The organism is Stutzerimonas sp. C6.4V (genome assembly GCF_058536345.1).
Map to the genome: position 1 here is coordinate 1377771 of NZ_JBZUBM010000001.1, position 17795 is coordinate 1395565.

Consider the following 17795-nt stretch of genomic DNA (forward strand, 5'->3'; position numbering starts at 1 on the left):
GTTCGGATAGGCGGGGACACGTTTAGGCTTCTTCCAAGGTCAGCGACCCGGGACGCCTTCGGGCTTGCACACCAGCAGGGCAATCGGCCCGCCGCCCGAATACTTCCCGGGCACACGCATGACGGATTGCTCATTGGGGTTGATCGAAGCTGCGGGAGCCGCGGTCATGACGGTTTCTTCGGGCAATGCATGGAACTGGCACGATGCAATTTCGTTGCTGCGGTTGGTTACCTTGATGGCTGGCACACCAGTCAGGTCGACCTTTTTGGAAGACACCCCCGGCACACCCAATTCTTCGATCTCGAGGTTCATGCCGTTCAGGCGAGTCGCTACCAAGGGCTCCTGTCCGAATGCAGGGAACGCGAATGCCAGGCTGACCAGTACCAATAAAGGTTTTTTCATCCTGCTTCTCCAGTTCTGCTGTTCAACTAATGTGAACAGGAGGGGAGCGCTGAGTTCGGTGCTGCTGTTCTGAGCAGGGTGGGTCCTGGCCCTGCCGAACCTCCGCCGGCCGTGACGCTCGCGGTTGCTTCCGGCTGCAACCGCGAGCCTCCATCCAACTAAAGGGGCAGGACTGAGCTCGAGCAAGGTGCACCTGGTCATATTTCGTTGCACTTAACTGAACCTCGGCCAGGGCCTTGGGTCAGAGCTGAGCATTATGGCCACTACCCATCACGACTCCGCAGCGTGCTCCTGCCGCGGCTGACGCGATCAGGATGTTGTCCTTCTGCCAGATTGGACTCCCACCGCTTCTTCATGAAATGCCGAGCGCCTCAATGGATCAGATATACGCAGTCGTGCTGTCGTACAAACGCAAGGAATTGCTCAAGCGCTGCCTTGACGGCATCAATGCACAGAGCCGTCAGTGCGACGGAATCATCGTGGTCGACAACGCCAGCAATGACGGCACCGTAGAGATGCTGTTGCAGTCGCAACTGCCCAACCTCAAGGTCCATGTGCTGTCGCATAACACCGGTGCGTCAGGAGGTTTCAGCGCAGGATTCCGGATTGCGTACCAGCAGGGCGCGGATCTGATCTGGATGATGGACGATGATGTCATCCCCGAACCGGATGCCCTGCAGCAGTTGCTTGATGCAGGCGATCGGCTCCAGGGCAAAGGTCAGCCCTATTCATTCCTGATCTCCCGGGCATACACCGAAGATGGCCTGTTGACCAACGTGCCAGGCGTAGACCAGCGGACCAACGCCAGCGATTATGAAAACTGGCCGGCACTGCTCGACCTTGGGGTGATACCGGTGCGCCCGGCGACCTACGTGTCGATCCTGGTGCCTCGTGCTTCGCTGCAGCGCTATGGATTGCCACTGGCTGCCATGTTCATGTGGGGTGACGATACCGAATACACCCTGCGCATCAGCCAGGAGGCGCCAGGCTATCTGGTTGCGGCAAGCAAGGTCTGGCATCTGCGAAAGGTCAGCGGATCGATCAGTATCCAGCGTGAGCTCGATCCCAACCGAACGGCCCTGCACCGGCACTTTGTTCGCAACGAGCTGTTCATCGCCCGCCGGTATCACAGCCGGCGGCGAGTGATGACGGTATTCCTATCGCGTCTGATCCTGGCTATGCGGCTGTTCAAGGGTGGTCAGGGCGCAAAATCCCGAATCGTTCTCAAGGGGCTGCTGGAAAGTTTCCGGTTCAAGCCGGCCCCAGAGCCCGCCGACGCTCCGGTCGAGGCGCTCGGCGTCACTGTGCAGGTACTGTCCCCAAAGCCGGCGCGCCAGACGAGGGATGATGTCCGGCCGGCCGAACCCTTGCAGACATCGGATGCCGACACGCCGGAGCAGGCAACCCCCATGAACCCACGCCCCAATATGCGGGTGCTGGTCTGTGGCGCCAATGGGCAGGTTGGCCATTGCATCGTCAACCAGGCAGCGAGCTTCGGGCTGGAGGCGATTGGCCTGTCTCACGAGGCGCTCGACATCACCTCGGCAACGCAGGTGCAGAAGGCGCTGGAGCGCCATCGGCCGGCGTTGATCATCAACGCCGCAGCCTATACCAACCTGGATCACGCCGAAGCCGAGTTGGCCAAGGCCGAGGCAGTCAATCGAGACGGGGCGGCGAACCTGGCCGAAGCTGCCAAGCAGTTCGACATTCCGCTGTTTCACCTGTCCAGCGAGTACGTTTTTGCTGGGGACAGTACCGAGCCGTACCGCGAAACGGACCAGCCGATGCCAAACAGCGTTTACGGCTCGACCCGCCGCGCGGGGGAAGTTGCCATTTGCCAGACGCTTGATCGCCATCTGATCTTGCGGACCAGCTGGATCTATGGAGAGCGGGGCAATAATTTCGTCAACATCATGCTCAATCTGGCGAGCAAGACGGAAGAGATCTCTGTCGTCAGCGACCAGATCGGCTGCCCGACGCGGGCAAGAAGCGTTGCTCGCGTGTTGATCGAACTGGCGCTGCGCTACTGTCGGGACGGCCAGCTGCAGTGGGGTCTGTATCACTACAGCGGTTCGTCTCCCTGCAGCTGGGCTGAGTTTGCCGAACAGATATTCCGCGAAGCGGAACGGGCCGGGCTGCTCGAAAAAATCCCCCGTGTACTGCCTGTATCTAGCGAAAGCCTGCCAAGGGCAGCCTCCCGGCCTGCCTGGTCGGTGCTCGACTGCTCGCTTATCGAGACGACTTTTGGCATTCGCCAGAAATACTGGCGCGACGAATTACGCCATGTAATCCATCGGATGAGCGACATGCCGACCGTCCCGTTCGGCCCTGCACCCAGCAGGGTTCCGTTCAAGGCTTATCCCATCAGCATCGCCGACGAGCCGTCGAGACTGATGATTAACCAAGTGGCCAATCAGAACTGATTAGGCCGGACAGCTGATTCAAGAATCTTTTCCAAATGTTACGGTCCGATGGCCAGCCAAACAGCAAGGGAACCGCGATGACAGACGCAACGGTAAAAAGGGTAGGCGTGTCAGGAACAGGGATGATTTCGCATTGTTTCGTCCGCCTGATCATGCAGCACTACAAGGACATGAAGATCAGCCGAGTCCTGACTCGCAGACGAATCGATACCATGAGCGAGTTTCCGCTGCGCGAGGCGCTGACCAACTCCATCGACGAGTTGCTCGACAACTCGGACATCATTGTCGAATGCACGGGCGATGTCTTCTTTGGCACGGAAGTGGTCGAGCGCGCATTCGAAGCCGGCCTGCCTGTGGTCACCATCAACGCCGAGCTACAGGTAACCACCGGTTCGCATCTGGCAGGCAAGGGCTTCCTGACCGAGGCAGAAGGAGACCAGCCAGGCTCTCTGGCAGCGCTGCATGAAGACGCCTTGCAGATGGGCTTCAAGCCGCTCGTATACGGCAACATGAAGGGCTACCTCAATCACAATCCCAGCCGCGAAGACATGGCCTACTGGTCCAAGCGTCAGGGCACCAGCATCGACCAGACGACGTCCTTTACCGATGGGACCAAGGTGCAGATCGAACAGGTGGTGGTGGGCAACGGGTTGGGCGCGACCATTACCAGGCAGGGCCTGGAGGGGCTGGCTTCGACAGACCTGAACCTCAGCGCAAACGTCCTGGGACTGATTGCAGACGGTGTCGGTCAGCCTATCGTCGACTATGTGATTCCGAGCGGTTATCCCGCCGGTGGCGTGTTTCTGGTGTGCCGTCACGATGAAAACCAGGCGCCGGCGATCGAGTACTTCAAGCTGGGTCCGGGGCCGTATTACGTGCTGACGCGCCCGTTCCACCTGTGTTCGCTGGAAGTTGGCAAGACCGTGCGGCGCGTGCTCGCCGGGGGCGGTGTGCTGTTGAACAACGCCGTGGAGCCTACCCTGGGTGTCGCAGCCATTGCCAAGCGGGAGATGAAGGCGGGGGAGACGATCGGTCGCGGCATCGGCGGCTTCGATGTACGAGGCGAGGCGATACGGCTGGCGGACGAGCTTGATCACGTTCCCATTGGTTTGTTGCGCAATACAGTACTCAAGCGGGCCGTAGAGCCCGGCCAGCTGCTGAGGCTTGATGATATCGAGATACAACCGAGCAGGGTTTTCGACATCATCGACAAGCAACGGCACAAGCTGGCCCAACAATCGCAGGCTGTACGCGACTCAGGAAACCTATTGCTGCAGGCACAACGGTGATCCAGGCGGATGACGAGGCTGAAGTCTGGGCCGATGGCTACAGCTACATGGAATTCGAGCAAACCGGTGCAGGCCTCGTTCCGTTTCACTATGAGTCCAGGCCGTCTCTATCGCTGCCAGAGCCCTTGACCGCCATGGCCGAGCGAGACCCTGCGGCGATTCGTCAGGATAGTCATGCAGATTCGCAGTGGACCCTGACGGCATGATGCCGTTGCGACAGCAACAGAGGACTCGGCGGGGCCGCGTTATCAGCCGCGGCTAGCCGAGACCGTTATGTGGCTCTCCTGCGTTGGCGCACCGTGGAGAAAAACCCGGTCAGCTGGTTTGCGCTGACGCGTCCGTATCACATAGCGCCGTCCAGACGTTTCGAGCCAGCTGGACCACTGCGCCACCGAAGCTGAGGGCTTCGTTCTGGGCGTCCTGCTCGCTATCAAACATGGCCAACACGCTTCCATAGGAGTAGACAACTCCCCACTGCGCGGCGTCTTTCCTATCCACTGTCGTTGCGTCCATTTAGGCCCTTTCCGTTTGTGTTTCGAGTTGTGACGAAATTAAGGCGCATAGATAGCACGCCGTCAAATACTCGACAATCGCCGTCCAGCGGAAGCCTTCGACTGTGGCTCCAAGAGCACGCTTTGGACTCTGACAGCTCCAATAGCATTTCGTAGAGAAGGAGCAGTGCGGTCGGCGCGGGCATTTGCCCGGTCAGCGCGTTTCGGTGCGCTCAGCAGGGTGCGTTTCGTGGCCCATGGGTGTGGTATCTGGCAGGGTGACAGCTGGCTCATCGAAATCGGGGCTGTGCACTTCCGAGTCGAGAGGCATATGGGCGTAACGTTGTTTTTCCATGGCATCGGACCGTGACCGCTGCCGCTGCTCAGGTTGACTGGCGGTCAACATTCGCTTCGCCTCGCAGCGCCCGCTGACGCCTCGCGCAAGAGCCATCCCGCCCAATGCCAGCTGCAGCATGCCGCTCAGCCCACCACGACGCATGCCTTTACGCAACAGCATCAGACCGCCCGCAAGCGATGCGGCGCGCTCCCAGCCGTGGACGTTCTGTGACCTGGTCTTATCGATCAGTGGATTCATGACGATTGCTCCTCGGTGAATGTTCCTCTGCCGCAGCGTCATAGAACGCGTGGGATGTCTGGCCTGCCTTATGACATAGGATCACCCCAGGGGGCTTTCACTGTAATCCTCGCGTTCATCGGTACCAGAGGTGTCGCCTGAGTCCGGCACATCGCCATATTCGTCGTAATCCGGAGGGGTTGGTTCTTCGTCTGGGTGTGTTTCGTTGGTATTCATGATCGACCTCGCTATGTATGTATGTATGCCGTTGGGCAACAGGATTCGTTGATTCGTTCTAGACAGCTCATCGCCTACGCCTTGCGAGGGTGACCGAAGCAGTCATCAGCCCGATCAACCGGTGTGTTCTGCCCAACCGCCGTTGCTCAGCTTATTTTGAAGGCCTGGTTAACCAGGTCGGGAAGCTGCTCTCCCGCAGGCCCAACCAGAGCGAACTCCCGTTGCCTGTGGCTTGTCTGTGGTTGCGGATTGACGTGCACCACGGTTGCACCGGCACGCCAGGCCAGTTCCGGAACTTCAGCCGCCGGGTAGACCACTCCTGAAGTGCCGACCGAGAGCAAGACATCACAATCCCTCGCTGCTTCGTAGGCAGCGTTCAAGGCATCGACAGGAAGGCTTTCGCCAAACCAGACCACCCCTGGACGCAATGGCCCCTCGCACGCCGAACAGCGCGGCGGCTCCAGGCGGCGACCACCTTCTGGTTCGTCCGGTGTGCCCAAAGACGTTGCCGGGGCCTTCCCGCATCGGAAACAGCGAGGCGTATGGAGGCTGCCGTGCAGATGGATGACGCCCGGGCTGCCGGCGCGCTCATGCAGGTCGTCCACATTCTGGGTGATCAGGGTCAGGCGAGGTACATGCCGGGCCAGTTCGGCGATGGCCTGATGAGCGGGATTGGGCTGCGCCTGTAGCACCTGCATACGCCGCCATTCATACCAGCCCCAGACCAGTGCCGGGTCGGCCTGGAATGCTTCCGGTGTGGCGAGCGATGCGGCGTCGAACCGCTCCCAGAGCCCGGTGAGCGAATCACGAAAAGTCGCGATGCCGCTCTCGGCCGATACGCCCGCTCCTGTGAAAACCGCGATATGACTTGCGGTGCGAAGGGATGCGATGAGTGAGGCTGGCATCATGGGAGGACTCCGTCCGGCGGCAAAGCCCACAAATAGCATTCGATACGATTGAGAACCAGCGTTCTGGGTCCGACACTCATTCAGGCGTCACGATCAGCTGACCGCGAAACGGCCGCTCAAAGTTCCGAGACGTGAAGCCAGACTGTTCAAACCATTGCTGTCCTGGTCCAGCTGGTTGGCATTAACGGCGTTCTGCTCAGCGATCTGCTGGACGCTCCGCAGATGGCTGGCTATATCAGCCGAGACGGCGGTCTGCTCATGGGTGGCTGCCGCAATAAGCTCGTTCATACGACTGATGGCTTCGATTTCATGAGCCATCGACTCCAGAAGAGCAGTGGTCTGCTGGCTGTCGCTGACGCAGCGAGCAACGCTCTGACGGCTGTCCTGCATCGAATCGGCAGCCTTACGGCTGCTCTGCTGCAGGCGACTGATGATGGCCTGGATTTCGCTCGTTGAAGTGGCAGTCTTCTGGGCCAGATTTCGCACCTCATCGGCAACCACGGCGAAGCCGCGACCTTGCTCGCCGGCCCGTGCAGCTTCAATGGCGGCGTTAAGCGCCAACAGGTTGGTTTGTTCGGCGATGCTGCGGATCACTTCCAGTACGCGACCGATCTGCTCTGATTGCATGGCCAGATCCTGCATCACCTCGTTCGTACCATCGATGCGATGCGCAAGCAGTGTGATCTCCTCCCGGCTGGCGGCGACTGTTGCCCGGCCTTCGCCTGCCTTGGCATTGGCTGCCTGCGCGGCCTGGGCCGCCCGGTCGGCATTGCCGGCGACTTCTTCGATTGCAGAAGACATCTGCTGCATGGCATCGGTCATCTGCGCCGTTTCGCCCAATTGGCGATCGGCACCGTCGCGGACATGCCGGGTCGCCCTGCTCAGGTTGCCCGCGGTGTCTTCGAGCCCTCGGGCGTCACCAACCACGGCGCCAACCAGTTCAGCGAGCTGGTCGAGCACGTGATTGAACCGATCGCCGACCGGCCCGCTGCCGGGACAGCGTTGATGCAGATCGATCCTATCCGGATTGCGGGTGATTTCGGCTGCGGTACCCAGGAGCGCCTCACCTTCACGGGCTTCCGCATTGGCTCGCACTGCCAGGTAGACGAGGATGGCGCTTTCCAGCACCACATAAAATGCATGCAGGAACACCTCACCCCAGTCGCCTTGCGGCATGAGGAACACACCAGCGCTTTGCTGCTGCAGCGCGAAGAAGGCCAGATGATGGACCGCGATGGTTCCTGCAGCTACCACGATCGGCAACCAGTCGCGGTAGTAGACAAGAAAGGCCAGCAGGGCAAAGATGCCGAAGTGCATTTCAAGCATGCCGTGCTGCTGGTTGATATGCAGGGCGGCCATCACCATGAACGCAGCGCCGATCAAGCATCGCATCAGGCGTTTACCAGCAATCAGTGCGTGAAGCGCAGTCATCGCCAGCGCCGTGCCGCCACCCATGATGGCTGCCTGCGCCCAGGTTCCACTGAACCCTGCAACAGCGAATGCGTAAGCAACAAGAAACCACAGAACGCCCAGCATGATCCGGTCGGCTTTGCGGTAATGGTCCTGCAGGGTGGAGGTGACGTTGCTCATGGGTTATCTCGAAGGGCACGTTGGCGTGCATTGGTATATCGGCTGGTCTGTTCATGCGGCGCACACCACCTGTCTGAATCAGACGATGCCGAATACGGACAGGCTAGGCCTGTTGGATATGCCTGGCTCAGGGCGCGCCGCTTGATTCAAACGAAGGGTTTGGCTGGTGCGGGGCGAGGCTCACGGAGCCTCGCCCAGATTCCGGAACGCCGACAGGGCACGTTCGCGGCTCATCGACAGATCGGTCATCGGCGGCGGGTAATCAACCGTTGCGAAGAGGTCGTTGAGTTTCGTCGGGCTATGGATATCGCGCTTGTCGAGGTTGACTAACTCCGGCAACCACCGGCGCAGGAATATGCCTTCGGGATCGAAGCGTGACGACTGGCTGAGCGGGTTGAACAGGCGGAAGTAGGGTACCGAGTCGGTTCCGGTTGAAGCGCTCCACTGCCAACCACCGTTGTTGGCTGCCAGATCTCCGTCGATCAGATGCTGCATGAACCAGCGCTCACCTTCGCGCCAGTCGATTAACAGGTTCTTGCTGAGAAACATGGCGGTGATCATGCGCAAACGATTGTGCATCCATCCGGTGGCCAATAGCTGACGCATCGCCGCGTCGATGATCGGAAATCCGGTGCGCCCCTGCTGCCAGGCCGCCAGCTCATCCGGAGCATGGCGCCACGGAAGCGCTTCGGTCTCACGGCGAAACGCCCGCCCCATGGATACCCAGGGATACCCCACGAGGATGTGTTTGTAGAACTCGCGCCACAGCAGTTCATTGATCCAGGTAACCGCACCGGGGCTGCCGCTCTCCAGCTCCCCCTGATTCGCTGACAGCGCCGCATGAAGGCATTGCCTCGGCGAGACCACGCCAGCTGTCAGATAGGCGGAAAGCTGGCTGGTGCCGGGCTCAGCCGGAAAATCGCGACGCTGCTGGTAGTCGTCCAGATCATCCTCAGCGAATATAGCCAGGCGCTTGCGGGCGAAGGATTCGCCGGCTGGCCACAGGGAGCGTAAATAGTCATCCGGTGGAGCAAAACCCCGGACAGTCGTTGGCACCGGATCGCTGGCGATGGACAGCGAAGCCTGGCGCGGCGGAACGGGTAAGCAAGCCGGAAGCGAGTGGTTCAGTCGCGCATGGCAGACCTTGCGAAACTGGCTGAAGACCTTGAAATAGCCGCCTGACAGGGTGGTGATCGAGCCTGGAGCGAACAGCAACTGATCAAGGTGACGGCGCAGAGTGGAGGATGTCTGCCTGAGCGCCAACGCTACGGCCTCGTCGCGACGTTGTTCGTTGACGCCATATTCATCGTTGACGTGCACCGCAGCGATGCCATGGGTGCGGCACAGATCGCTGATCTCGGTGGGTGCGGCTTGCCAATCTTCGATGTAGCGAATCAGCAGCGGCACGTTCAGCTCGGCGAGACGTGCCGACAGTTCGGCCAGATTGCGCAGCCAGAAATCCACCTTGCAGGCCGCGTCGTCATGAGCCAGCCACTGGCCGGGCGTGATCAGATAGAGCGCAAGGGTTGGGCCTGCGTTCATGGCTGCGGTCAGGGCCGTGTTGTCGGTGACGCGCAAATCGGTTCGCAACCAAACCAGCTGATTCATTCGAGGTAACCTTTAGGTCCGTCGAGCACCGCGCTGGCCTGCAGCGCTTCGAGCGCAGCAAGCGGATCGACAGCGAGGGTCAGGCCGGCAATGTCGCGCAACTCGGATTGGTGGATGCTCGCGGCAGGGCCAACCAGCAGCAGGGGCATGGCGTCCGGATCGGTCAGTCGCGGAAGCTGACGTTTAAGGTAACCACTGTCCAGCGACTGGCTGGCATAGAGCAGCAGGCCCCGGGGGGCGATACGTTCCAGCGCCAGCGGCAGCTGCGCAATCGGCACCGGCCATTCGATGACCTCGACCGGACAGCCGGCACTGGAGGCGAGCCAGGCACAAAGCCACAGCCCGGGCTCGAAGCGCTGGTCGCACAGGCTCACCATCAGCAGCGGCGCGCCCGGGTGCTGTCGATTGCTGTGGTACAGACGAGTTCCCAGCTTGGTGCGCAGCCAGGAATCGAACAGCCCGCGTTCCAGATCCGCTCCGAACTGGTTGCTCCAGCGCTGCTCGAGGTTCACCAGCAGCGGCAGCAACAGGTGCTTGCACAGCGTGCGGGGCGGGTATAGCGACAGGGCGCGATTGAAGCAGTCGTCGAGCTGGCGCTCAGCGAGCCCAGCGATGGCTTCGAGCATCTGGTCATGCAGACCGGCCCACTGATTGTGCTCGGCCAGGGTGATAGTCTGCCGGGCGTCGAGCAGCTGCTTGACCTGGCCGACCGCAACGCCGCGGTTGAGCCAGCTCAGAATATTGTGGATGCGCTGGATGTGGCTCTCGTCATACAGACGGTGCCCCTTGGGCGTACGGCGAGGCACGATCAGGCCATAGCGGCGTTCCCATGCTCGGAGCGTAACCGGGTTTACCCCGGTCAGACGCGCCACATCTCGGATTGGTACCCAGCCGTTCAAGCCTGTGGCGTCAAGATCGTCATCAATGATTTGGGTCATGTATCAAATGCCGTTGCGCAGGCTGAGGTCTTCGGGATGCGGCTGCAGATATACCTGGTTGGCCACGTAGCGATCGGGATGGCGGCGGAAATGATGCTTGAGCAAGGTCATCGGCACGACGAGCGGAACGATGCCCTGGCGGTACTGGCTGATGAGGCGCTGCAGCTCCTGCTTGTCTTCGCCACAAAGGTCGTTCTTCAGATAGCCGCTCAGATGCTGCAGAACGTTGCTATGGGTACCGCGCGAAGCCGTTTTCCTGAGCGCGGCCATCAGCTGACTGAAATAGGAAGGTGCGAAATCGTCCAGCGGTTTGTTGCCCACGGTTGCCACCAGCCGACCAAGCGCCTTGTATTGCACCGGATCGGTCGCCATCAGCTGGTACTTGTAGCGCGAGTGAAACTCCACCAGCGCCTTGCGTGTCATGCCTGCTTCGAGCAACCGCTGCCATTCGGCATAGGCGAAGATCCGGGTAAGAAAATTTTCCCGCAGAACCGGGTCGTTGAGCCGGCCGTCCTCTTCGATGGGCAGGTCAGGGCGCGCCTGCATCAATGCATGGGCAAAGAGACCGGTGCCACCGCCTTCGATGGGATGCCCATTGGCCTGATAGACCTTCACGCGCTCCATGCCGCAGGAAGGTGATTTCTGCATGAGGATGTAGCCACTGATGTCCTGCAGCTCGGTAGCGATTTGCTTGCCATACGCGGTCAGCGCCTCACTGACATCCAGTTCAGGGTGCACGGTGCCGACGGCGCGTGGGTAATCGGGATCACCTACCAGGCGGATCGGTTCGCGTGGCGTACCCAGACCAATGGCAACCTCCGGACAAACCGGCACGAACTCGAAATGCCTGGCCAGGGTCTCGCTGCACAGTCGTGACTCTTTGTGGCCGCCATTGAACCGCACCGGATTGCCGAGCAGGCAGGCGCTGATGCCGACCTTTATAGGGGAGCGGGAGGTGTGGGGCATGGGGTTGACCTCTATGCTGACTTGTACAGGAACGATAACCTGTACAACATGAGGCCATATTAGATGTTAACTTGTACAAGTCAATAGCGATGTACAGGTAGCTATGCCTTTTACCCTGGTTTGTACAGTAATGGGGGCGCTGACTAGCGCCAGCCTAGCAACCATTGCTGATCGTCGCGCAGGATGCGCCAGTCCACCCACTCACTGCGCCGGCTGTGGACGGCTTGCAGCTCGACTTGCAGCAACGTTCCGAGCTCGTCATGCAGCAGTTCGGTGACGAGAAAATGCTTTTCCTTGTTCGTTGGTAATGCGGCAGTCCATTTCGACAGCAACAGCTTGTTGGGGTTGAACCGGTTCATAAGTGTTCCAGCAGTTGACGGGCTGCGGCCTGGCCGCTTAGCCAGGCGTCCTCGACGCTGCCCGAGAGGCACCAATCACCGCATGCGTACAGGCCCGTTTCGGGTGACGCCAGGTTTTGCCAGAGGTGCGCCTGGGTCGGCTGGGCATAAAGCCAGCGATGGGCAAGCGTGAACCGAGGTGCCGGCAGGGGAGTGCCGATTATCTCGGCAAATGCGTTCAGCAGCTGCTCGATGATCTGCTCCTTGGGCGAGTCGAGATGCTGCCGTGTCCAGCTGTGGTTGGCCTGTAGAACCCAGGTATCAAGCGCATCGTCCCGGCCAGGCTTGGAGCTGTTGCGCAAGGCCCAGAGGAGGGCGCCTTCGGATGCTTCGATGCAGTCACCGGTGAACGACAAGGGCGTACCGAAGCCTGCCGCGACAGCCCAGGTCGGCTCCATGCTGACGCTTGCGGCGATAGCGGCCAGACGAGGGCTGGCTGACAGCAATCCAGCTGCCTGAGGCGCCGGGGTGGCGACGATGACCTGGCTGAAAGGCCCATGGCTGGAACCCTCGGCATCTAGCAATTGCCAGTGTCGATCGCCGCGTATGACTTCAGTGATGCGGCAGTTGAAGGTCGCGGGAAGTTCTCCCAGCAAACCTCGTGTCACGGCACTCATGCGTGGTGAGCCTACCCAGGTCAAAGGATCCTTTGCCGCCGCGCTGCACGCCCCGTCCCGGTAGTTGTACAAACGGGGCGTCCACGGGGCGATCCAGCCACTGGAGTGCCAGTCTTCCAGCATCGCCGCGAAACCTGCATCAGAGGCTTTGAAAAACTTCGCCCCCAGGTCCAGTGAGCCAGATTCGTTGCGCTTGCTGGCCATGCGTCCGCCGCTGCCGCGGCTTTTGTCGAACAGATGCACCTTCTGTCCGGCAGAGTGAAGGCTGGTTGCGGCGGATAGACCGGCCATGCCGGCACCGATAATGGCGATGGGGAGGTTTTTCATGGCTGCCTCATGTGGGGTTGCCCATAGGCTACGCTTGAAGTACAAACCTATACAAGATTTTAGATATGTATAGGCGTAACATCGATAACCTCCGGCTGGCCTGCTCGACACGAGCCAGCTCAGCAAGCCATACGAGGCCGTACCATGAACATTCTTATCACCGGCGGAACTGGCCTGATCGGGCGAGAATTGTGCAAGCACTGGCTGGCGCAGGGGCATAGCCTCTGGGTCTGGAGCCGCGCACCGGAAAAGGTGGCGAAACTGTGCGGCCCTAAGGTGCAGGGCGTAGCGGCGCTGCACGAGCTTGACCAGGTGCCTCTGGATGCGGTCATCAACCTGGCCGGTGCGCCTATTGCCGACAGGCCGTGGACAAGATCACGCCGGGACGTGCTCTGGAATAGCCGCGTCGCTTTGACCGACAGGCTGGTCGAATGGATGGCGCAACGAAACGAGAAGCCAGGACTGTTGATTTCCGGTTCGGCCGTCGGCTGGTATGGCGATGGAGGGCAGCGCGAGCTCACCGAGGATGACAGCCCTGCCAGCAGCGATTTCGCCAGCCAGCTTTGCCAGGCCTGGGAGCAAAGCGCGCTGCGTGCCGAGCAGTTCGGGACCCGGGTAGCACTGATCCGCACCGGCCTGGTGCTGGCTCGGCAAGGCGGCTTTCTCCAGCGCCTCAAGCCGCTCTTTGCGCTTGGCCTGGGCGGGCGACAGGGAGATGGTCGGCAATGGATGCCCTGGATCCACATCGATGATCAGATCGGGGTGATAGATTTTCTGTTGCAGCAGCCGGGCGCAGGCGGCCCCTACAATGCGTGCTCACCGGAACCCGTTCGCAATGCCGAGTTTGCCAAGGCTTTTGCGCGCAGTCTTGGGCGCCCGGCGTTTCTGCCGGTGCCGGCGCTGGCCCTCAAGGTCGGCCTGGGCGAGCTATCGGGCTTGATTCTCGGTGGACAGAAAGCCGTCCCGCTGCGGCTGCAGGCCGCCGGTTACGCGTTCCGCTTCGTCACACTCGACGCAGCCCTGGCGGATCTGCGCAAAGCGTAGCGGCTGTGTGAAAATGGCGCCGCCTGCAACCCGTTGCGGCGCGATCCTTTAATCAAGTAGTCAGGAATGTGCATGTCCGAGCAGGCGTTGTTGTTGGTCAATCTGGGTTCACCGGCCTCCACTGAAGTGGCCGATGTGCGCCGCTATCTCAACCAGTTTCTGATGGACCCGTACGTCATCGATCTGCCTTGGCCGCTGCGCCGGCTGCTGGTGTCGCTGATCCTGATCAAACGCCCCGAACAGTCCGCCCACGCCTATGCGTCGATCTGGTGGCCGGAAGGATCTCCGCTGGTCGTGCTCAGTCAGCGCCTGACCGATGCGGTCCGTCCCCTTTGGAAAGAAGACCCTGTAGAGCTGGCGATGCGCTATGGCGAACTGTCCATCGAGAGGGCTTTGCTCAAACTGGCGGGGCAGGGCATCCGGCAGGTCACGCTTGCGCCGCTGTATCCCCAGTTCGCGGACAGCACCACCACGACAGTAATCGAAGAGGCGCGCCGGGTGATCCGCGACAAGCGTCTGGACATCCAGTTGTCGATACTGCAGCCGTTTTTCGACCAGCCGGAATACATCGACGCGCTGGTTGAAAGTGTCAAGCCATACCTCGCGCAACCCTTCGACCATTTGCTATTGAGCTTTCACGGGCTGCCCGAACGTCACCTGCACAAGACTGATCCAACCGGTTCGCACTGCTTGAAAACCACCGATTGCTGCCAGCGCGCAGAAGGTGCCGTGTTGGCAAGCTGTTATCGCGCTCAGTGCATTCAGAGCGCTGCGGCCTTTGCCGAACGCGCCGGGCTGTCGCCGGAGCAATGGTCTGTGTCTTTCCAGTCGCGTCTGGGCCGTGCCAAGTGGATCGAACCCTACACCGAAGCGCGTCTTGAGGAACTGGCGGCCAAGGGGGTGAAAAAGCTGCTGGTGATGTGCCCGGCTTTCGTTGCCGACTGCATCGAAACACTGGAAGAGATCGGCGACCGTGGCCGTGAACAGTTCGTTGAGGCAGGTGGCCAGGAGCTGCAACTGATCCCCTGTCTGAACACCCATGAACACTGGGTCCAGGCACTCGCCACGCTTTGCCGCCGAGCGCCGCAGGCACTGTGATCGCAGTTTTGAGTTGCCATGAGTAGCCGGTAAGGACTGCGGCATCGTTCGCCTGGATCAGGCCAGCGCCACCTCAAAATCCAGCGCTTCGAACTCGGCAAGCGGGACAGGGCGACTGAACAGGTAGCCCTGGAACATTTCGCAGCCGTTTGCCAGCAGCAGCAAGCGCTGGCCTTCCGTTTCGACACCTTCGGCGATGACTTCGAGGTTCAGGCCCGCGGCGAGCGCGCAGGTGGCGCGAATGATGGTCTGGCTGCTGGCGTCCTCGACCAGCTTGCGGACAAAGGACTGATCGATCTTCAGCTGGTCAAGTGGCAGTCGCTGCAGATAGGCCATGGAGGAATAGCCGGTGCCGAAATCGTCGATGGAAAAGCGAATGCCGTGCTGTTTGAGGCTGTTCATCCGGACAATGGCTTCATCCATGTCGTCGAGCAGCAGTGACTCGGTGATCTCGAGCTTCAGCAGGCGAGGGTTGGCGCCTGTGCGTTCAAGCAATTCGAGCAATCGCGCCACGAAGTCGGCCTGGTACAGAAGGCTGGCGCTGAGGTTGACTGCCAGTGTCAGCTTGGCCCGCCGTGGCTGTCGGGCCCATCTGGCGAGCTGTCCGCAGGCTTGCGTCAGCACTTCGAAGTCAAGCGCTTCGATCAGTCCCGCCTGTTCCGCCGGGCCGATGAACTGAGCGGGAGCGAGAAGGCCTCGCTGGGGGTGCTGCCAGCGTACCAGCACCTCGGCGCCGACAAGGCCCCTGCGTCGTTGTATCTGTGGCTGGAAGTGAAGCACGAACTCACCGGCTTCGAGTCCGTGGCGCATCTCGTCTTCAAGGTTCAACCGTTCCTGCACCGCCCGCTGCATGCGAGGGTCGAAGAAGCGCACGGCATTCTTGCCCGCTTGTTTGGCTTCGTACATGGACATGTCGGCGCGCTTCATTAGCTCTTCGGCATCGCCGTCGTCGGCGCCGAACAGCACCACGCCGATACTGGCGCTGCTATGCAGCAGCAGTGAACCGAGGCTATAGGGTTGGCTGAGCGTCGACAGGATTCGATCGCCGATCTGCTCGGCCTGCGCAGCAGCATATTCGGCTTCGACGCTCAGATCCTCGAGCATCACCACGAATTCGTCACCTCCGAGGCGGGCAATGGTATGGCTGCCGTCGACTTCTCTTCCCAGGCGCTCGGCTGCGATACAAAGCAGCTGATCGCCCGCCTGATGTCCATGCAGATCGTTGATGTTCTTGAAGTTGTCCAGATCGATGAACATCAAAGCCCCAAACCGGCGGCTGCGAACGCTGACCGTCAGTGCCTGGCGAAGGCGGTCGAGCAACAGACGGCGGTTCGGGAGGCCGCTCAACGGATCATAGAAGGCAAGATTGTGGATTCGCTCCTCTGCGGCCTTGCGCTCGGTAATGTCAGTGAATGCCGCGACGTAATGAGAAACCTTGCCGTGGGTATCCATTACCGTACTGATCGATAGCCACTCGGGGTAGATCTCGCCACTCCTGCGCCGATTCCAGATCTCGCCCTGCCAGGCACCACTCTGTCTAATGCTGCGCCACATCGTCTCGTAGAATTCCCGGTCATGCCGACCAGACGCGAGCAGGCGAGTGTCCTGACCAATGGCTTCGTCGGCGCTGTAGCCGCTGATCTCGGTGAAAGCCTGGTTCACTCGCAGGATGCGGTTCTCTGCATCGGTAATGATCATCCCTTGCTGGCATTCAAAGGCGATCGACGCGATCCGGCGTTCCTGCTCGGCCTGGGCGCGCTCAGTGATGTCACGACTCAGGCAGACCACTGCCGGCTTGTTTGTCTGCACCTTCGCCAGCCGTTGTGCACGCACCTCGAATACCTTCAAACCGTCCTGGATCTGCCCGGCGTACTCCATCAGTTGCGGCGAATCGCTTGCCAGGGTGACCCGGATGAAATCCCGAAAGCGCTGGGCCTGCAGGGGTGGCATCACATCGTCGACGGTCTTGCCTACCAGTTGCTTGCCGTTGGTGGTAACGATTGCGGACTCGTTGGCGAGCACCTCGAGAAAGCGTCCATCTTCGTCAAGCACCAGCAACACATCGGGAACCGCCTGGGTTATGGCCCGCAAGCGGGCTTCGCTGAGATGCATGGCACGTTCGATCTGGTCTCGCTTGAGCAGATCTGCCAGTAATAGGCCAAGCAACATGACCGCAGCGGGCAAGACCAGCAACATCGGAAGCGCCACCTGCTCAAGGGTTGCAGTCACCAGCGATGGTGGTAACAGCAGCAGTGAGCTGATGACCGCCGCATGCAGCAGCAGACCAAACAGCAACAGCTGCCAGGGCCCAACGCTAACCTGCCCCCGTCGATGAAGGTGCCGGTAGCACAGCCCCAGGCCAATCGGCAGCAGCACGTTGAGCAGTCCGACCCAGACACCGGGCCCGCCGAGCCACAGGCGAAAAGCGCCAGCCAGCGCTCCGGCAATACCGGCAACTACCGGCCCGCCAAAAAGAGCGGCCATGCTCAGCACGACGCTGCGCGCGTCGAAGATCACGCCCGAATCGAAAGAGATGGGCATCAGCATCCCCACGACGCAGGCACAGCCGAACCAAAGACCCGCGATGCGGTGTGCTCGTGATTGGTCGCTCTGCCCCCAATGACGCGCATTGAAAGACAGCATCCAGCAGAGCGCGAGCAGCACCGCTGCGTTTTCTATGAAGGCATAGGAAGTCAAGAAGGAGAATCCAGGTGCTGTCGCCGTCCGGATTGGCGAGAATTCAATAGCAGATAGCTATTATTCGCATTTTTCGCTTCACATGCAGCCCCAGGCGACATTTTGAACCGCAAGTGAGGGGCCGACAGGTTGAGAAAGGCTTATCGGCCGCGATTTGCCGGGCTTAAGGGGCACAGCTTAAGGAGCGA

The 17795-nt window shown here is 60.6% G+C and carries 17 protein-coding genes; 5 read left to right on the forward strand and 12 right to left on the reverse strand.

What is annotated here, in order from left to right; translation table 11 throughout:
* Nucleotides 1-39: 39 nt before the first annotated feature.
* A complete protein-coding gene (locus AC4LFW_RS06595; protein WP_491818392.1) occupies nucleotides 40-402 on the reverse strand; it encodes a hypothetical protein in 363 nt (120 codons plus the stop codon).
* 374 nt (nucleotides 403-776) lie between these two features.
* Here AC4LFW_RS06595 and rfbD point away from each other — a divergent pair, with 374 nt between their 5' ends.
* The 3 genes from rfbD to AC4LFW_RS06610 all read left to right on the forward strand — a co-directional run bounded on the left by rfbD (nucleotide 777) and on the right by AC4LFW_RS06610 (nucleotide 4320).
* A complete protein-coding gene (gene rfbD, locus AC4LFW_RS06600) occupies nucleotides 777-2825 on the forward strand; it encodes a dTDP-4-dehydrorhamnose reductase (RefSeq protein WP_491818393.1) in 2049 nt (682 codons plus the stop codon).
* A gap of 122 nt (nucleotides 2826-2947) precedes the next feature.
* Nucleotides 2948-4114 (forward strand): NAD(P)-dependent oxidoreductase, encoded by a 1167-nt coding sequence (locus tag AC4LFW_RS06605; RefSeq protein ID WP_491818394.1) that lies wholly within the window; start codon nucleotides 2948-2950, stop codon nucleotides 4112-4114.
* Nucleotides 4111-4320 carry a hypothetical protein gene (locus AC4LFW_RS06610; protein ID WP_491818395.1) on the forward strand — a complete coding sequence of 70 codons (210 nt, stop codon included), beginning with the start codon at nucleotides 4111-4113 and terminating at the stop codon, nucleotides 4318-4320. The genes AC4LFW_RS06605 and AC4LFW_RS06610 overlap by 4 nt, the downstream gene beginning before the upstream one ends.
* Before the next feature lie 109 nt (nucleotides 4321-4429).
* Here the strand turns inward: AC4LFW_RS06610 and AC4LFW_RS06615 are convergent, their stop codons facing one another.
* The 10 genes from AC4LFW_RS06615 to AC4LFW_RS06660 form a co-directional block, all read right to left on the reverse strand.
* Nucleotides 4430-4627 carry a hypothetical protein gene (locus AC4LFW_RS06615; RefSeq protein ID WP_491818396.1) on the reverse strand — a complete coding sequence of 66 codons (198 nt, stop codon included), beginning with the start codon at nucleotides 4625-4627 and terminating at the stop codon, nucleotides 4430-4432.
* A gap of 192 nt (nucleotides 4628-4819) precedes the next feature.
* Nucleotides 4820-5200 carry a YgaP family membrane protein gene (locus tag AC4LFW_RS06620; protein ID WP_491818397.1) on the reverse strand — a complete coding sequence of 127 codons (381 nt, stop codon included), beginning with the start codon at nucleotides 5198-5200 and terminating at the stop codon, nucleotides 4820-4822.
* 81 nt (nucleotides 5201-5281) lie between these two features.
* Nucleotides 5282-5416, reverse strand: coding sequence for a hypothetical protein (locus tag AC4LFW_RS06625; RefSeq protein ID WP_491818398.1), 135 nt, complete (start codon nucleotides 5414-5416; stop codon nucleotides 5282-5284).
* A 146-nt stretch (nucleotides 5417-5562) separates the two neighbouring features.
* A complete protein-coding gene (locus AC4LFW_RS06630) occupies nucleotides 5563-6324 on the reverse strand; it encodes an SIR2 family NAD-dependent protein deacylase (RefSeq protein WP_491818399.1) in 762 nt (253 codons plus the stop codon).
* 93 nt (nucleotides 6325-6417) lie between these two features.
* Entirely contained in the window at nucleotides 6418-7914 is a 1497-nt protein-coding gene (locus AC4LFW_RS06635; protein WP_491818400.1) for a methyl-accepting chemotaxis protein, read from the reverse strand.
* Nucleotides 7915-8094: 180 nt separating this feature from the next.
* The gene (gene phrB, locus AC4LFW_RS06640; protein WP_491818401.1) at nucleotides 8095-9522 is read right to left on the reverse strand and encodes a deoxyribodipyrimidine photo-lyase; all 1428 of its coding nucleotides are present in this window, start codon (nucleotides 9520-9522) and stop codon (nucleotides 8095-8097) included.
* Nucleotides 9519-10460, reverse strand: coding sequence for a MerR family transcriptional regulator (locus tag AC4LFW_RS06645; protein WP_491818402.1), 942 nt, complete (start codon nucleotides 10458-10460; stop codon nucleotides 9519-9521). The genes phrB and AC4LFW_RS06645 overlap by 4 nt, the downstream gene beginning before the upstream one ends.
* 3 nt (nucleotides 10461-10463) lie before the next feature.
* A complete protein-coding gene (locus tag AC4LFW_RS06650) occupies nucleotides 10464-11426 on the reverse strand; it encodes a YbgA family protein (protein ID WP_491818403.1) in 963 nt (320 codons plus the stop codon).
* Nucleotides 11427-11569: 143 nt separating this feature from the next.
* Complete coding sequence (locus AC4LFW_RS06655; protein WP_491818404.1) at nucleotides 11570-11785, reverse strand: TIGR02450 family Trp-rich protein; 216 nt, start codon at nucleotides 11783-11785, stop codon at nucleotides 11570-11572.
* The gene (locus AC4LFW_RS06660; RefSeq protein WP_491818405.1) at nucleotides 11782-12768 is read right to left on the reverse strand and encodes an NAD(P)/FAD-dependent oxidoreductase; all 987 of its coding nucleotides are present in this window, start codon (nucleotides 12766-12768) and stop codon (nucleotides 11782-11784) included. The genes AC4LFW_RS06655 and AC4LFW_RS06660 overlap by 4 nt, the downstream gene beginning before the upstream one ends.
* 144 nt (nucleotides 12769-12912) lie before the next feature.
* Between AC4LFW_RS06660 and AC4LFW_RS06665 the strand changes: the two genes are divergently transcribed.
* Together AC4LFW_RS06665 and hemH are read left to right on the forward strand one after the other, a co-directional pair.
* Entirely contained in the window at nucleotides 12913-13812 is a 900-nt protein-coding gene (locus tag AC4LFW_RS06665; RefSeq protein WP_491818406.1) for a TIGR01777 family oxidoreductase, read from the forward strand.
* A 72-nt stretch (nucleotides 13813-13884) separates the two neighbouring features.
* A complete protein-coding gene (hemH, locus tag AC4LFW_RS06670) occupies nucleotides 13885-14910 on the forward strand; it encodes a ferrochelatase (protein WP_491818407.1) in 1026 nt (341 codons plus the stop codon).
* A gap of 57 nt (nucleotides 14911-14967) precedes the next feature.
* On the opposite strand, the gene AC4LFW_RS06675 is transcribed toward hemH, so the two are convergent.
* The gene (locus AC4LFW_RS06675) at nucleotides 14968-17607 is read right to left on the reverse strand and encodes an EAL domain-containing protein (RefSeq protein WP_491818408.1); all 2640 of its coding nucleotides are present in this window, start codon (nucleotides 17605-17607) and stop codon (nucleotides 14968-14970) included.
* Nucleotides 17608-17795 lie beyond the last annotated feature (188 nt).

Coding starts and splice junctions, on each gene's coding strand:
- AC4LFW_RS06635 (WP_491818400.1), bottom strand. CDS start 7,914: ATGAGCAACGTCACCTCCACCCTGCAGGACCATTACCGCAAAGCCGAC.
- hemH (WP_491818407.1), top strand. CDS start 13,885: ATGTCCGAGCAGGCGTTGTTGTTGGTCAATCTGGGTTCACCGGCCTCC.
- AC4LFW_RS06650 (WP_491818403.1), bottom strand. CDS start 11,426: ATGCCCCACACCTCCCGCTCCCCTATAAAGGTCGGCATCAGCGCCTGC.
- AC4LFW_RS06655 (WP_491818404.1), bottom strand. CDS start 11,785: ATGAACCGGTTCAACCCCAACAAGCTGTTGCTGTCGAAATGGACTGCC.
- AC4LFW_RS06630 (WP_491818399.1), bottom strand. CDS start 6,324: ATGATGCCAGCCTCACTCATCGCATCCCTTCGCACCGCAAGTCATATC.
- phrB (WP_491818401.1), bottom strand. CDS start 9,522: ATGAATCAGCTGGTTTGGTTGCGAACCGATTTGCGCGTCACCGACAAC.
- AC4LFW_RS06620 (WP_491818397.1), bottom strand. CDS start 5,200: ATGAATCCACTGATCGATAAGACCAGGTCACAGAACGTCCACGGCTGG.
- AC4LFW_RS06660 (WP_491818405.1), bottom strand. CDS start 12,768: ATGAAAAACCTCCCCATCGCCATTATCGGTGCCGGCATGGCCGGTCTA.
- AC4LFW_RS06645 (WP_491818402.1), bottom strand. CDS start 10,460: ATGACCCAAATCATTGATGACGATCTTGACGCCACAGGCTTGAACGGC.
- AC4LFW_RS06665 (WP_491818406.1), top strand. CDS start 12,913: ATGAACATTCTTATCACCGGCGGAACTGGCCTGATCGGGCGAGAATTG.
- AC4LFW_RS06605 (WP_491818394.1), top strand. CDS start 2,948: ATGATTTCGCATTGTTTCGTCCGCCTGATCATGCAGCACTACAAGGAC.
- AC4LFW_RS06595 (WP_491818392.1), bottom strand. CDS start 402: ATGAAAAAACCTTTATTGGTACTGGTCAGCCTGGCATTCGCGTTCCCT.
- AC4LFW_RS06625 (WP_491818398.1), bottom strand. CDS start 5,416: ATGAATACCAACGAAACACACCCAGACGAAGAACCAACCCCTCCGGAT.
- rfbD (WP_491818393.1), top strand. CDS start 777: ATGGATCAGATATACGCAGTCGTGCTGTCGTACAAACGCAAGGAATTG.
- AC4LFW_RS06615 (WP_491818396.1), bottom strand. CDS start 4,627: ATGGACGCAACGACAGTGGATAGGAAAGACGCCGCGCAGTGGGGAGTT.